The 14,409-nt window shown below is 64.2% G+C and carries 12 protein-coding genes; 7 read left to right on the top strand and 5 right to left on the bottom strand.

The genetic code is table 11. The annotated features are described in order from the left end of the window. Positions 1–5 precede the first annotated feature (5 nt). The 3 genes from F3J44_RS25155 to F3J44_RS25145 all read right to left on the bottom strand — a co-directional run bounded on the left by F3J44_RS25155 (position 6) and on the right by F3J44_RS25145 (position 3,873). Positions 6–2,357 carry a fimbria/pilus outer membrane usher protein gene (locus F3J44_RS25155; protein WP_167277036.1) on the bottom strand — a complete coding sequence of 784 codons (2,352 nt, stop codon included), beginning with the start codon at positions 2,355–2,357 and terminating at the stop codon, positions 6–8. Positions 2,358–2,401: 44 nt separating this feature from the next. Beyond that, a complete protein-coding gene (locus F3J44_RS25150) occupies positions 2,402–3,112 on the bottom strand; it encodes a fimbria/pilus chaperone family protein (protein ID WP_167070283.1) in 711 nt (236 codons plus the stop codon). Between the two features lie 107 nt (positions 3,113–3,219). Further along, positions 3,220–3,873: a DUF1120 domain-containing protein gene (locus F3J44_RS25145; protein WP_167277033.1), complete on the bottom strand. Its 654-nt coding sequence runs from the start codon at positions 3,871–3,873 to the stop codon at positions 3,220–3,222. A 204-nt stretch (positions 3,874–4,077) separates the two neighbouring features. Here F3J44_RS25145 and dapE point away from each other — a divergent pair, with 204 nt between their 5' ends. The 3 genes from dapE to F3J44_RS25130 are packed head-to-tail and all read left to right on the top strand — an operon-like array spanning position 4,078 to position 6,433. Beyond that, positions 4,078–5,229 (top strand): succinyl-diaminopimelate desuccinylase, encoded by a 1,152-nt coding sequence (dapE, locus tag F3J44_RS25140; RefSeq protein ID WP_167277030.1) that lies wholly within the window; start codon positions 4,078–4,080, stop codon positions 5,227–5,229. Then, positions 5,229–6,041: a putative RNA methyltransferase gene (locus F3J44_RS25135; RefSeq protein ID WP_167277026.1), complete on the top strand. Its 813-nt coding sequence runs from the start codon at positions 5,229–5,231 to the stop codon at positions 6,039–6,041. The genes dapE and F3J44_RS25135 overlap by 1 nt, the downstream gene beginning before the upstream one ends. Positions 6,042–6,058: 17 nt before the next feature. After that, on the top strand, positions 6,059–6,433 hold the full coding sequence (locus tag F3J44_RS25130) for a hypothetical protein (RefSeq protein ID WP_167070275.1): 375 nt from the start codon (positions 6,059–6,061) through the stop codon (positions 6,431–6,433). 112 nt (positions 6,434–6,545) lie between these two features. Here the strand turns inward: F3J44_RS25130 and F3J44_RS25125 are convergent, their stop codons facing one another. Continuing rightward, complete coding sequence (locus F3J44_RS25125) at positions 6,546–6,755, bottom strand: cold-shock protein (RefSeq protein WP_003252255.1); 210 nt, start codon at positions 6,753–6,755, stop codon at positions 6,546–6,548. Between the two features lie 230 nt (positions 6,756–6,985). On the opposite strand from F3J44_RS25125, the gene plsB reads away from it, so the two are divergent. From plsB to F3J44_RS25105, 4 genes are all read left to right on the top strand, one after another. Further along, entirely contained in the window at positions 6,986–9,472 is a 2,487-nt protein-coding gene (plsB, locus tag F3J44_RS25120; RefSeq protein ID WP_167277023.1) for a glycerol-3-phosphate 1-O-acyltransferase PlsB, read from the top strand. A gap of 81 nt (positions 9,473–9,553) precedes the next feature. After that, a complete protein-coding gene (locus F3J44_RS25115) occupies positions 9,554–9,982 on the top strand; it encodes a YbaY family lipoprotein (protein ID WP_167277020.1) in 429 nt (142 codons plus the stop codon). A gap of 73 nt (positions 9,983–10,055) precedes the next feature. Then, positions 10,056–10,454: a YbaY family lipoprotein gene (locus F3J44_RS25110; protein WP_167277017.1), complete on the top strand. Its 399-nt coding sequence runs from the start codon at positions 10,056–10,058 to the stop codon at positions 10,452–10,454. Between the two features lie 33 nt (positions 10,455–10,487). After that, positions 10,488–11,174 (top strand): DUF4197 domain-containing protein, encoded by a 687-nt coding sequence (locus F3J44_RS25105; RefSeq protein ID WP_167070269.1) that lies wholly within the window; start codon positions 10,488–10,490, stop codon positions 11,172–11,174. 169 nt (positions 11,175–11,343) lie between these two features. Here F3J44_RS25105 and F3J44_RS25100 read toward each other — a convergent pair whose 3' ends face one another. Further along, entirely contained in the window at positions 11,344–14,409 is a 3,066-nt protein-coding gene (locus tag F3J44_RS25100) for an efflux RND transporter permease subunit (RefSeq protein WP_167277015.1), read from the bottom strand.

The raw sequence follows: 14,409 nt of genomic DNA, 5'->3' as shown, positions 1-14,409 counted from the left end.
CGTATTTACAAGGCATGGCAGCGCGCCGTGGTCGATTCATAGTAGTGCTCCGGGTCTGTTGGGTCGCCGAGGGTGAATTCAAGCGCACAGCCAGCCCCACCTGGCGAAACGACCTGGTAGCGCTCGCTGTGCTGATAGTCGTGCAGGAAGATCAGGCCACCGGCTTGCACCATCGTCACGAAACTGCCGTTGGCGTCGACCACCATCGCACTTTCAGCAAGCAAAGGCCCCTCGCCCAGGGTCGTTTGCAAGAGCACGCGCCGAGTTCGCTCGACCGCGAAGCTCAACCGGGAAATCGCGCCCCGGCCGGCGCGTACGATGCCCAGGCTGTTCTCCAGTTCGACGTTACGCGGCAGGCTGCGAGGTTCTACCTGAACCCGGTTATCGGCGTAGGGCCGCACCTGCGCGGCAAGCGCCCGCCCTTTGCCATCGGTCCACACTGGGCCGCTGGGCGTCTCGACCTTCACGCCCGGTAGGTCACCCACCTCGATCAGCGCAAAGGTGTCCTGTATCGGGTACGGCGACAAGGTAATGCCATCGGCATGCCCGGCCAGGCCTCCGCGCAGGTTCAACGCAAGGTTCTGTGCGTCGGCGCCGGTTTGCGCGTAGTCCAGCTGTACCTGGCTCAAGGGCGCCAGCCAGGAAACACCCAGGCTTGGCCGCAGCACCGGATCATGGCTTTGATGGCCGCCACCCAGTCGATAGGAAAAGGTGTCGCTTACCTGCTCGCGCAAGGTAACAGAGGAACGGTAGCTGCCACTCGAACCTCGGGTCGATGCATTGAGCCGACGCTTGGCGCCCAGGGGCATGCTGGCGCTCAGGTACATCAGCCGCCCCCGATCACTTGCCCCCTTCAGGCGCCATTCCATACCGGCATTCAACGACACCTGCCCAAGGGTCGCCCCCCAGCGCAGGTTGGCCTGGCTGCTGGCGTTGCCACCGTGATTGCGCGCTTGGCTAGCGCCAACGCTGACGTTTCCGAGCGCCGTCCCCTGCCAAGACAGGCCGATGCTGGCGTGGTCGCGCAGGCCCGCCGAACGCCGTGGCGGCGCCAGCGCCTGTTGAAGGTCTTGATAATGTTGGCTCTGCAGCCCATACGTGAAGCTTGCCCCCCAGCCGTCGGCAAACTGCTGGCTGAGGGTCACCTGGCTGTGTGTGCCGCCCTCACGGCGCAACGGTTGCGCATAACCCAGCGCCCACTGCACCTGGGCCTGCGCCCATGGCTGGGCACCGAGGGCAAAGCCGGTTGCCAGGTAGCGCTCGGTGGCCAGCATACCGCCGCCCAGCGCCACGCCCTCGAGCACACCCCCACTCCACCCGGCACTGAGCACCCAAGGTGAAGCGCTATCACTGTTTCGCAGTTGGCCGACGCCCAACTGATACCCTCCGTTCAGGCCATCAGCACTGGGGGTAGCGGGCAGGACCAGGCGCCGCTCCTCACCCGTGGCTTCATGGATCACCAGTTCCAGTTCGGCAAACGCATCGAGCGGTACCGGGCTGTCGATGGAAAACGGCCCAGGGGGCACAACGGTCGCGTACATCAGGCGGTTACGCTGGTAGATCTCGACCCTTGCCTGGGTCGTGGCGATCCCTTGAACCACCCGTCTTTGCTGCAAGTGCCCCAATGCCTGTTCGGAGAACAGCTGAAAGCCATCGATAGGCACGCCAGACAAGACAGGGTTGGCCATATGAATCTGGCCAACCTGCAATACCGCCCCCTGGTCGGCGAACGTTCGCTGGGCATAGGCTTCCAGTGCGTTGAAACGGTTGCCCTGCTGGCCAAGGCTGGCAACCTGGCGGCTGCGCACGATCCAGTTACCCAGGTTGAAGCCAGGTTCGGTCAGCACGGTCCAGGCCCTGTTGCTGCCATCGTTGAAGCGGGTGTCGAGCATCGTCACGTCGTAGTTGAACAGGGCCGCGAACCCGCCGGTGTCATAGGCTGAGAGATCATGCGCAGCAACTGGGCGCAGGGCGTGTGCAGGTACCACCATGGACAGGCTGGCCGACTGCGGGTCGGCCTGTATCTGCGATTGTGGGTGGCTGGCCAGCAAGTCGATGCAGGTGTCGGCAGGCTCGCCCGGTGACGGGGGTGGCGGCACCTCTATACCGGCAGCCTCCAGCAGCGCGGCATCGATGCACAGGCTGCCGTCTTCCAGGAACCGTGCCAGGGCCTGCCCTGCCCGGTTGCCATTCACCTGCAAACTCACCGTGTGATTACCTGGCGTGAAGCGGGGCTTTTCCTGAAAGTACCTGGCCAACTCCTCACTCAGCCCCCTCTGACGTAACAGTTCAAGGTCAAAATTGGGGCCCTCGCTGGCGCGGCATTCAAGCAGCAGCAGGGCCAGGGGGAACGCCATCAGGCACTGCCTGGCCACTGCCCGACACGGCCCCACCTGCTCATTCAATTGCGCCCACCCAGCAGTGGGGTTTCGAATTCATCGACGGCAAAGCCGTACACCGTGGCTGGAAACAGCCGCACCCGCTGGTGGTCGCGGGTTGAAGGCGCCTGCCGAAGCGCCAGCGACTCCCCAGGCAACACGTAGGTGCGCGGTAAGTAAGCGGGTTCATCCCCTGGCATCAGCCGGACCTCCTGAGCCAGGCGCACGACGTAGGGGGTCGGGTTCTCGACCTTTATGCCGCTGGCCTCCTGACGCCACTGCAAACCCTCCCAAGGTGACCGGTTGGGCGCCAAGCCCTTGGGGTGGATGATGACCGGCAGGTTCTGCCTCACGCTCACCCCTACCCTGGCGACCCCGGCGGCAGGCACCGCCTGCTGGGGCACGCCTTCGAAAATCACGCGTTTCAAGCGCTGGGTCTGCAGCGGTTCAGTTGCACGCAGCATAAACCTCACCCGCTGTTCCTGGCCGGCCTCGACCCGCCAGGCGGGCTGGGTGAGAAACAGCAGCGGCGCTTCGTCTTCCGGCAAGTTCTGCAGGGTCACGAGTAACAGCGCAGGGGTCGGGTCATCATTTCGCACCGAGATCGATGCTTCCCCGTCGGCTTCGTTGACGATCAACACTGACGTTTCCGGGACCATGCCAGCGGCCTGGGCGCCCTGGGCCAATAGCAGCAGGCAACCTGCACTCCAAAACATTCGCTTCAACATGCTCATGCACGACACCCTGCAAGGCAGGTTCGCTGCCCCAAAGGGCAGCGAACAGGTGACAGGAACGCGTCGGGCGCTGGCCAACCTGGCGGCAAGCGCGGCCTCAGCGTGCTTTAGAGGTAGGACACCTCGATGGTCGAGGCGCCATCGATGAGGGTGTCGTCGGTGACTGTCAGGTCATTGAGGGCGGCAATTCGCATGTTTACAAACAAGTCAGCAGTCAGCTGCTTGATGGCAGTAGGTACTTGGGCGCCTACAGCAAAGCCATGGAAGTGCCCCTCAGTGCCGTTGTACAGCGTGGTGATGAGGACATTGCCGTCTACACCCCAGGATGCCCCCCCATCAACAGTCCGCAGGCGACGAACCGAACTGTTGCCGTCAGCTACAAAACTGTTGGCCGGCGCTTGCAAGAAATAGGCACCAATGCGCTGGTTACGATCGTTGGTACCCAGGCCAAAAGCCAAAGGACTGCCCGCATCCCCGATCGCGGTACCTGCCCGGCCATCAACCCCCCGCAAGGCAAACCGGACCGGCGCATCACAGTTCACTGCCAGTTGCTGTACCGGCGATGTGAAGGAAGTTTCCCTGCCTTGCTGCAATTGATTGACCGAAATATTTCCAAAGTCGAATCTCCCTCCCCCGCCCAACGATGGTGTGCACGCTGCCGGCTTGATGACACCGGTCACGATGACATCCGTGCTAGACGCAAATACCGCCGAACTGCACCCCAGTGCCATACCCAGGGCTATCCACTGCTTGATACGCATAACGTTTTACTACCTATGGTTGTGAGTTGGTTTGCCCACTGAGGGCCGACGCAACCTAACCGCCCTGGCAAGCCAGCTTCAGCATGAACAACCTCCCCTGCAGGCAAGCCTTCCGGGTCAATCACGCGAGTGCACGCTTCACACCAGGGTTTTTGCTTTAAACTACCGCTCCTTGCCCGCCTTGCCCTGTTTCCGGAGTTTTACATGACGGCCCCAGCCGAGCTCACGCCTACCCTTCAACTGGCCTGCGACCTGATCCGCCGCCCCTCGGTCACCCCCGTCGATGCCGACTGCCAGGCACAGATGATGAACCGCCTGGGCGCCGTGGGCTTCCAGCTGGAGCCGATGCGTATCGAGGATGTCGACAACTTCTGGGCCACCCACGGCCACCAGGAAGGCCCGGTGCTGTGCTTCGCCGGCCACACCGACGTGGTACCCACCGGCCCGGTGCAGCAATGGCAGCACGAGCCATTCGAGGCGCTGATCGATGCCGACGGCATGCTGTGCGGCCGTGGCGCCGCCGACATGAAGGGCAGCCTGGCCTCCATGGTGGTGGCCAGCGAACGCTTCGTGCAGGACTACCCGAACCACCGTGGCAAGGTCGCTTTCCTGATCACCAGCGACGAGGAAGGCCCGGCCCACCACGGCACCAAGGCCGTGGTCGAGCGCCTGAAGGCGCGTAACGAACGCCTGGACTGGTGCATCGTCGGTGAGCCGTCGAGCACTACCCTGCTGGGCGATGTGGTGAAGAACGGCCGCCGCGGCTCGCTCGGTGCCAAGCTGACCGTGCGCGGCAAGCAGGGCCACGTGGCCTACCCGCACCTGGCCCGCAACCCGATCCACCTGGCCGCAGCGGCCCTGGCAGAGCTGGCGGCCGAGCACTGGGACGAGGGCAATGCCTTCTTCCCGCCCACCAGCTTCCAGATTTCCAACCTGAACTCCGGTACCGGTGCCACCAACGTGGTGCCGGGCGAACTCACCGCGCTGTTCAACTTCCGCTTCTCCACCGAGTCCACCGTTGAAGGGCTGCAGGCGCGGGTTTCGGCGATTCTCGACAAGCATGAGCTGGATTGGACGATCGACTGGGCGCTCTCCGGCCTACCGTTCCTCACCGAGCCTGGCGAACTGCTCGATGCCGTGGCCGCCAGCATCAAGGGTGTTACCGGCCGCGAAACCCAGCCATCCACCAGCGGCGGCACGTCCGATGGCCGCTTCATCGCCACCATGGGCACCCAGGTGGTCGAGCTTGGCCCGGTCAACGCCACCATCCACCAGGTCGATGAGCGGATTCTCGCCAGCGACCTCGACCTGCTGACCGAAATCTACTACCAGACCCTGGTCCGGTTGCTCGCCTGATGCTCGCCTGCCCTCTTTGCCAGGCGCCCTTGAGCCCGCTCGACAACGGCGTGGTGTGCCCGGCTGGCCACCGCTTCGACCGGGCCCGCCAGGGCTACCTGAACCTGCTGCCGGTGCAGCACAAGAACAGCCGCGACCCAGGTGACAACCAGGCCATGGTCGAAGCCCGCCGGGCGTTCCTCGACGCAGGCCACTACGCCCCGGTGGCCCGCCGCCTGGCCGAGCTTGCTGCCCAGCGCCAGCCTGGCGCCTGGCTCGACATCGGTTGCGGCGAAGGCTACTACACCGCGCAGCTGGCCCAGGCCTTGCCTGGGGCTGACGGCTACGCCCTGGACATTTCCCGCGAAGCGGTCAAGCGTGCCTGCCGCCGCGCGCCCGAGGTGACCTGGATGGTCGCCAGCATGGCGCGTGTGCCCCTGGCCGACGCCAGCTGCCAGTTCATTACCAGTGTGTTCAGCCCGCTGGACTGGGCCGAGGCCAAGCGCCTGCTCAGCCCCGGTGGCGGCCTGATGCGTGTCGGCCCCACCAGCGGGCACCTGATGGAGCTGCGCGAAGTGCTCTACGATCAAGTGCGCCCCTACGCCGACGACAAGCACCTGGCCCTGATCCCCGAAGGCATGGCCCATGCCCATGGCGAAGTCCTCGAGTTCCGCTTGAGCCTGGCCGAACCCAAGGCCCGTGCCGACCTGCTGGCGATGACCCCGCACGGCTGGCGCGCCAGTGCCGAGAAACGCGCCCGGGTGATCGACCAGCCCGAGCCGTTCGAGGTCACCGTTTCCATGCGTTATGACTATTTCGTGCGCCAAGACTGAGCACACCCGGAGCCCTTATGCGCCAACCTGATATCGAGATTTACCTGAAGGACACCGACGTCGACCACCAGCAGATTGCCGCGTGGTTGGCCCAGGCCATCGGCCCGTGCAGCGAATGGAAACAAAAAGGCCAGACCTTCAAGTGCCAGGCCGGTAACATTCCAGTCACTTGGTTACCCAAGGCTGTAGGGAAATGGAACAGCCTCTACCTGGAAAGCGACCAGACGCCGTGGGCCGATGATGTCGCCTGCGCCCGCGCTGCGTTCGCCGCACTGAACGTGGAAGTGCGTTGCGCGCCGGGTGGCTGGGTGGAGGAAGACGGAGAGGAAGATGCCGACCGCTGGGTGCGCATCAGCGCCGACGGTGAAGAGGAAATCACCTGGCGTACCTGAAGGCCTGGCCTTCTCTGTAGGAGCGGGGTTGCCCCGCGAAGCCGCCAGCACGGTGGCGGGCACCGGCAGCGCCGGTGTTCGCGGGGCAAGCCCGCTCCTACAAGCCCGTGGCTCAGAGGCCTACTACGTCCTCGGCTTGCAGGCCTTTCTGGCCCTGCACGCAGGCGTATTCCACCCGCTGCCCTTCGACCAGGGTACGATGCCCCTCACCGCGGATCGCCCGATAGTGGACGAACACATCCGCACCACCTTCGCGCTGAATGAAGCCATAGCCCTTGGCATCGTTGAACCACTTTACATTCCCAGTCTCACGAGACGACATCTGAACTACTCCGGATTTTTATTGTGAAGATCGCCTTGTAGACACAGGGTGTCCTCCCTATGTCGACGCCGCTTGCCGAAATATCTTGCAAGGGGCAGGCCGAGTATATGACACAGAACAAAAAATATTCATGACCGCCGCGCTATTTACCGTATTTTGCTGAACTTACGCCGATACGACAGACTAAATGGCTGTCCACTCTTCGAATTCATACCCAGGGCACTCACCCCATGACCCGTTCCCCTCTGCGCCGCCTGATTTTCGGCGCCCTGCGTCGCCTGATGTACCTGTGGGTGCGCTCCGAGACCATCAACCAGTCCTCGCTGACCCTCAAGCTCGACCGCAGCCGGCCGGTGTTCTATGCCCTGCCCTCGCCCTCGCTCACCGACCTGGCCGTGGTCGACCGCGAATGCACCAAGGCCGGGCTGCCACGCCCGGTGCTGCCGGTGGCGGTCGGCCCGCTGCATGAGCCTGCGGCGTTCTTCTACCTGACGCCGGACCCAGACTGGCTTGGCCGCCACGACAAGCGCGGCGCCCCGCCTACCCTGGAGCGCCTGGTCGCCGCCATCAGCCAGCACGCCGAGGAAGACGCGCAGATCATTCCGGTCAGTGTGTTCTGGGGGCAGACCCCGGCCAGCGAGAACAGCCCGTGGAAGCTATTGTTCGCCGACAGTTGGGCAGTCACCGGGCGCCTGCGCCGGCTGCTGACCGTGCTGATCCTGGGGCGCAAGACCCGCGTGCAGTTCTCCGCGCCCATTCACCTGCGCGAGCTGGTACAGCACAACAAGGGCCACGAGCGCACCGTGCGCATGGCCCAGCGCCTGATGCGCGTGCACTTTCGCAACCTCAAAACCGCCGTCATCGGCCCGGACATCTCGCACCGGCGCAACCTGGTCAAGGGCCTGGTACACGCCCCCCTGGTGCGCCAGGCCATCAGCGAGGAGGCCCAGCGCGAGAACCTGCCCCAGGCCAAGGCCGAAGCCCTGGCGCTGCGCTACGGCAACGAAATCGCCTCGGACTACACCTACACCGCCATCCGCTTCCTCGAAGTGGTGCTGAGCTGGTTCTGGAACAAGATCTACGACGGCATCAAGGTCAACCACATCGAGCAGGTACAGGGCATCGCCCCGGGCCACGAAGTGATCTACGTGCCCTGCCACCGCAGCCACATCGACTACCTGCTGCTGTCCTACCTGCTGTTTCGCAACGGCCTGACACCGCCGCACATCGCCGCCGGCATCAACCTCAACATGCCGGTGATCGGCGGCCTGCTGCGCCGCGGCGGGGCGTTCTTCATGCGCCGCACCTTCAAGGGCAACCCGCTGTACACCGCGGTGTTCAACGAATACCTGCACACCCTGTTCACCAAGGGTTTCCCGGTGGAATACTTCGTCGAAGGCGGGCGCTCGCGCACCGGGCGCATGCTGCAGCCGCGCACCGGCATGCTGGCGATCACCCTGCGCAGCTTCCTGCGCTCCTCGCGCACGCCAATCGTGTTCGTGCCGGTGTACATCGGTTATGAGCGGGTACTCGAAGGCCGCACCTACCTTGGCGAATTGCGCGGGAAAACCAAGAAGAAGGAGTCGATCTTCGACATCTTCAAGGTGATCGGCGCGCTGAAGCAGCGCTTCGGCCAGGTGTCGGTCAACTTCGGCGAGCCGATCCGCCTGGCAGGGTTCCTTGACCAGCAGCAACCCGGCTGGCGCGAGCAGGAGCTTGGCCCGCAGTTCCGCCCGGCCTGGCTGAACGCGGCCACCACCCGCCTGGGTGAAACCGTGGCCCGTCACCTGAACGAGGCCGCGGCGGTCAACCCGGTCAACCTGGTGGCCCTGGCGCTTCTGTCCACCAGCCGCCTGGCCCTGGACGAACGCGCCCTGACCCGTGTGCTGGACCTGTACCTGGCGCTGCTGCGCAAGGTGCCTTACTCGGCGCACACCACCCTGCCCGACGGCGACGGCCAGGCGCTGATCGAGCACGTGCGTGGCATGGACCTGCTGGCCGAGCAGAAGGATGCCCTGGGCCGCATCCTTTACCTGGATGAAGCCCAGGCCGTGCTGATGACCTACTACCGCAACAACGTGCTGCACATCTTCGCCCTGCCGGCGCTGCTGGCGAGCTTCTTCCTCAGCAGCTCGCGCATGAGCCGCGAACTGCTTGGCCAGTACGTGCACGCGCTGTACCCATACCTGCAGGCCGAGCTGTTCCTGCGCTGGGCACCGGAGCAACTGGACGAGGTGATCGACCAATGGCTGGCGGCGCTGGTCGAGCATGGGTTGCTGCGCCAGGAAAACGGCGTGTACCTGCGCCCGGCACCCAGCTCGCGGCCGTTCGTGCTGCTGACCTTGCTGGCACGCACCATCACCCAGACCCTGCAACGCTTCTACATGGCCACCTCGCTGCTGCTCAACAGCGGCCAGCACAGCCTGAACGCCGAGGAACTGGAAGACTTGTGCGTGATGATGGCCCAGCGCCTGTCGATCCTGCATGGCCTGAATGCGCCGGAGTTCTTCGACAAGACCCTGTTCCGTCACTTCATCCAGACCCTGGTGGAACAAGGCGTGCTGCGCCCGGACGGCAACGGCAAGCTGGGCTATCACGACAAGCTCGGCGAACTGACCGAAGGCGTGGCCAAGCGTGTGCTGTCGGCCGAGCTGCGCCTGTCGATCCGCCAGGTGGCCCTACACCGCGATGAACCGGTGGACAGCGTGCAAGGGTAAGGGTTTCTATCTGCCATCGGCCCTTGGTGGGAATCAGGATGAGCTCGCTGCATCACCTGAATCCCGCTCAAGGAGCATGATATGACCCAAATGAAATCGCTCGACGTTGAAATCGTTTCCTCCGACGACAACACCCTGCCGGCCTCCGGCCTGGTTCAACTGAGCTTGCTCGATGTGTCGCTGGCCGATGGGCCATCGGTAAGCCTTGCCGAGCTGCGCTTGCGCTGTGCTGGCCGCTTCCCGGTCCGGCTGCAACTGACTTTCGATAGCAGCCAGATCGACCCTCGCCACAGTTACAGCCTGGCCGTGCGCATCGAGCAGGATGGCCAGCTGCTGTACATCAACACCAGCCAGCATCCTGTCGATCTGCAAAGCGTCACCGGCAGCCAACAGGTTACCGTCGACAAGATTGACTCGAACGACGAAGGCTACTTCTGCGGCACTGTGGAAGAAGGCATCCACGGCGGTAACCTGACCGACGGTATCCACGGCGGCAACCGCATGGATTGACCACCCGGCGCGGAAAATCCGCTAAAGTCCGTGGAGTTGGCCACAAGCCGACTCCAAGGACACCGGAGATTCCATGAAAAAGCTCTTTATGCTGTGTTGCACATCCCTGCTCGCGGCCTGTTCCAGCCACACCCCGTCCCCCCAGGCCAGCCTGGCGGGTGAAGTTTTCTACGTGCAGCGCATCGCCCTGCCACCGACGGCCACCCTCAGCGTCGAGCTGCAGGACGTGTCACTGATGGACGCCCCCGCCGTGACCCTGGCGCGCCAAGCCGGCCCGATCAAAGGCAATGTGCCACTACCCTTCCAGCTCAACTACGACCCGGCGCAGGTCAAGCCTGGCCACCGCTACGCGGTCAGCGCGCGGATCGAGCTGAACGGCAAGTTGCTGTTCATCAACACCGCACACCATGGCGTGGCGCTCGACGGCAGCGACCCGCAACCGCTGCGGATCAAGGTCGACCCGGTACGCTGAGCCCGAACATTCTCGTCTGACAAGGAACTTCCCATGATTCGCGCCTCCCTGCGCTTCACCACCCTGTGCGCCGGCCTGCTGCTGTCGGCCAGCGCCCTGGCCCTGTCGCTCGGCGACCTGAGCCAGTCCGATGCCAGCGGCGGCCTGAAGGACGCCCTCACCCAGGGTGCACAAATTGCCGTCAAGCAGCTGAGCACCCCCGGTGGTTTCAGCAACAACCCCGATGTGCGCATCGAACTGCCGGGTAACCTCGGCAAGGCCGCCAAGGCGATGAAGATGTTCGGCAAGGGCGATCAGGTCGACGCCCTGGAAACCAGCATGAACAAGGCGGCCGAGGCGGCGGTGCCACAAGCCCAGGCCATTCTGGTGGATGCGGTGAAAAAGATGACCGTGACCGATGCCAAGGGCATCCTCAGCGGCGGCAAGGACTCGGCCACCCAGTACCTGAACAAGAGCAGCCGCGAGCAGATTCGCGCCAAGTTCCTGCCGATCGTGAAACAGGCCACCGACAAGGTGGGCGTCGCCCAGCAGTACAACGCCTTCGCCGGCCAGGCCAAGGGCCTGGGGCTGATCAAGAATGACGCGAACATCGAGAACTACGTGACCGAGAAGGCCCTGGACGGGCTGTTCGAGATGATCGCCAAGCAGGAAGAAAGCATTCGCCAGAACCCGGCGCAGGCAGCTACCAGCCTGGCCAAGAAGGTGTTCGGCGCCCTTTGAGGGCCCTGTCGCGAGTGAAGCTCGCCCCTATGGACACTGATCTGTAGGAGCGGGCTTGACCCGCGAAGCAGGCGCCGCGGTGCATGGCACCGGCTTTCGCCGGTGTTCGCGGGGCAAGCCCGCTCCTACAGGGGATTGCGTTACGGCTCCCTGCTCGGCAGCGCGACCATCAGCCCTTTTTGACCCTGAACCACGCCGCATACAACGCCGGCAGGAACAGCAAGGTCAACGCCGTGGCCACGATCAACCCGCCCATGATCGCCACCGCCATCGGCCCGTAGAACACGCTGCGTGACAGCGGAATCATCGCCAGCACCGCCGCCAATGCGGTCAGCACGATCGGCCGGAACCGCCGCACCGTGGCCTCGATGATCGCCTGCCAGCGGTCCAGCCCCGAGGCGATGTCCTGCTCGATCTGGTCCACCAGAATCACCGAGTTGCGCATGATCATTCCTGCCAGGGCGATGGTGCCGAGCATGGCGACGAAGCCGAACGGCTGGCGGAACACCAGCAGGAACAGGGTGACCCCGATCAGCCCCAGGGGCGCGGTGAGGAACACCATCACCGTGCGCGAGAAGCTGCGCAGCTGGATCATCAGCAAACTCAGCACCACCACGATGAACAGCGGCATGCCGGCGTTCACCGACTTCTGCCCACGCTCGGAGTCTTCCACCGTGCCACCGACTTCCAGCAGGTAGCCATCCGGCAGCTTGTCCTTGATCTCCTGCAGGGTCGGCAGGATCTGTTGCACCAGGGTCGCGGGTTGCTCCTGGTCGTAGATGTCGGCGCGCACGGTCACGGTCGGCAGGCGGTTGCGGTGCCAGATGATGCCTTCCTCGAAGCCGTACTCCAGGGTCGCCACCTGCGACAGCGCAACGCTCTGGCCGTTTTCGGTGGGCACCGCCAGGCTGCCGAGGTTAGCCAACTCACCCCGCTCCTGCTGGGTGCCGCGCAGCAGAATCTCGATCAGCTCGTTGTCCTCGCGGTACTGGCTGACCGCACTGCCGGTCAGCGAGCTCTGCAGGAAACTCGCCAGCTGCGCGGTGCTTACACCCAGGGCGCGGGCGCGGTCCTGGTCGATGTCCAGAAACACCGCCTTGCTCGGCTCTTCCCAGTCCAGGTGCACGTTGACCACATGCGGGTTCTCGCGCACCTTGTCCGCCACTTCCCGGGCCAGGGCACGGGCCTTCTCGATATGCTCACCGGTGATACGGAACTGCACCGGGTAGCCCACGGGTGGGCCGTTTTCCAAACGTGTAACGCGGGCGCGCAGGTCGGGGAACTGCTGGTCCACGGTGGCGATCAACCAATTGCGCAGGCGCTCGCGGTCATCCATCGACTTGGCCAGGACCACGAACTGGGCGAAACTTGCCGCCGGCAATTGCTGGTCCAGCGGCAGGTAGAAGCGCGGCGAGCCACTGCCGACGTAGGCCACGTAGTTGTCGATGCCCTCCTGCTGCGCAAGCAGCGCCTCCAGTTGTTTCACCCGCTCGGCCGTGTTGGCCAGCGAAGCACCTTCGGCGAGCTTCAAGTCGACCATCAGTTCCGGGCGCCCGGAGGCTGGGAAGAACTGCTGGGGCACGAAGCGGAACAGCAGGATGCTGCCGACGAACGCCGCGATGGTCAGCACGATCACCGTCTTGCGCCGCCGCACGCACCATTCCACCACCCGCCGCACACGCTGGTAGAACGGCGTGCCGTAAGGGTCTGGCGCATGCCCGTCCTTGCCATGCCGGGCGGCGTGCAGCTTGGCCAGGTCCGGCAGCAGGCGCTCGCCCAGATACGGCACGAACACCACGGCGGCCACCCAGGAGGTGAGCAGGGCAATGGTTACCACCTGGAAGATCGAGCGGGTGTATTCCCCCGTGCTCGACGCCGCGGTGGCAATCGGCAGAAAACCTGCGGCGGTGATCAGGGTTCCGGTCAGCATCGGGAAGGCCGTGCTGGTCCAGGCGTAGCTGGCCGCCTTGAGGCGGTCGAAGCCCTGCTCCATCTTGATCGCCATCATTTCCACGGCAATGATCGCATCGTCCACCAGCAAGCCCAGCGCCAGCACCAGCGCACCCAGCGAGATCTTGTGCAAGCCGATGCCGAAGTAGTGCATGGCGGCGAAGGTCATGGCCAGCACCAAGGGAATGGCCAGGGCCACCACCAGGCCGGTGCGCAGGCCCAGGGAGAAAAAGCTCACCAGCAACACGATCACCAGCGCCTCGACCAGCACCTGGACGAACTCGCCAACCCCAGCCTTCACCGCTGCCGGCTGGTCGGACACCTTATGCAGCTCCATGCCCGCCGGCAGGTTGTGCGCCAGGCGGTCGAACTCGCTTTCCAGGGCCTTGCCCAGCACCAGAATGTCGCCGCCTTCTTTCATCGACACGGCCAGGCCGATGGCATCCTCGCCCATGAACCGCATGCGTGGTGCGGGCGGGTCGTTGAAACCGCGGTGTACGTCGGCAACGTCGCCGATGCGCAGCGTGCGGTCGCCCACACGGATGGGGAACTGGCGAATCTGGTCGACATTGTCGAAGCGCCCGCTCACCCGCAACTGCAGACGTTCGCTGGGGGTTTCGAAAAAGCCTGCGGTGCTCACCGCGTTCTGCTCGCGCAGGGCCTGTTGCACAGCCTGCATCGGCACCCCGAGGGTGGCCAGCTTGAGGTTGGACAGCTCGATCCAGATTTTCTCGTCCTGCAGGCCGACCAGCTCGACCTTGCCCACGTCCTTGACCCGCTGCAGCTGGATCTGGATACGGTCGGCGTAGTCCTTGAGCACCGCGTAGTCGAAGCCGGGGCCGGTCAGTGCGTAGATATTGCCGAACGTGGTGCCGAACTCGTCATTGAAGAACGGCCCCTGGATTTCCGGCGGCAAGGTGTGGCGAATGTCCGCGACTTTCTTGCGGATCTGGTACCACAGCTCGGGGATGTCCTTGGAGTGCAGCGAATCACGGGCCATGAAGGTGACCTGCGACTCCCCCGGGCGCGAGAACGAAACGATTTTCTCGTACTCGCCGGTTTCCATCAGTTTCTTCTCGATGCGCTCGGTGACCTGGCGCGACACCTCTTCAGCCGTAGCCCCCGGCCACAGGGTGCGGATCACCATGGCCTTGAAGGTGAACGGCGGGTCTTCGCTCTGCCCCAGCTTTGTGTAGGACATGGCGCCAATAGCGGCCAGCAGAATCATCAGGAACAGCACGATCTGGCGATTGCGCAACGCCCATGCGGAAAGGTTGAAACCCAT

This window comes from Pantoea sp. Tr-811 (assembly GCF_011752535.1).
In the GTDB taxonomy this organism is placed as follows: Bacteria; Pseudomonadota; Gammaproteobacteria; order Pseudomonadales; family Pseudomonadaceae; genus Aquipseudomonas.
Note: the sequence above shows the minus strand (reverse complement) of the source record. Positions and strands in the feature narration are given on the sequence as shown.

Bases quoted from the DNA above. Each gene is read 5' to 3' on its own strand.
- F3J44_RS25130 (WP_167070275.1), top strand. From the start codon at position 6,059: ATGCGCCAACCTGATATCGAGATTTACCTGAAGGACACCGACGTCGAC.
- F3J44_RS25155 (WP_167277036.1), bottom strand. From the start codon at position 2,357: ATGGCGTTCCCCCTGGCCCTGCTGCTGCTTGAATGCCGCGCCAGCGAG.
- F3J44_RS25135 (WP_167277026.1), top strand. From the start codon at position 5,229: ATGCTCGCCTGCCCTCTTTGCCAGGCGCCCTTGAGCCCGCTCGACAAC.
- F3J44_RS25110 (WP_167277017.1), top strand. From the start codon at position 10,056: ATGAAAAAGCTCTTTATGCTGTGTTGCACATCCCTGCTCGCGGCCTGT.
- F3J44_RS25100 (WP_167277015.1), bottom strand. From the start codon at position 14,409: ATGGGTTTCAACCTTTCCGCATGGGCGTTGCGCAATCGCCAGATCGTG.
- F3J44_RS25105 (WP_167070269.1), top strand. From the start codon at position 10,488: ATGATTCGCGCCTCCCTGCGCTTCACCACCCTGTGCGCCGGCCTGCTG.
- F3J44_RS25115 (WP_167277020.1), top strand. From the start codon at position 9,554: ATGACCCAAATGAAATCGCTCGACGTTGAAATCGTTTCCTCCGACGAC.
- plsB (WP_167277023.1), top strand. From the start codon at position 6,986: ATGACCCGTTCCCCTCTGCGCCGCCTGATTTTCGGCGCCCTGCGTCGC.
- F3J44_RS25150 (WP_167070283.1), bottom strand. From the start codon at position 3,112: ATGAGCATGTTGAAGCGAATGTTTTGGAGTGCAGGTTGCCTGCTGCTA.
- F3J44_RS25125 (WP_003252255.1), bottom strand. From the start codon at position 6,755: ATGTCGTCTCGTGAGACTGGGAATGTAAAGTGGTTCAACGATGCCAAG.
- dapE (WP_167277030.1), top strand. From the start codon at position 4,078: ATGACGGCCCCAGCCGAGCTCACGCCTACCCTTCAACTGGCCTGCGAC.
- F3J44_RS25145 (WP_167277033.1), bottom strand. From the start codon at position 3,873: ATGCGTATCAAGCAGTGGATAGCCCTGGGTATGGCACTGGGGTGCAGT.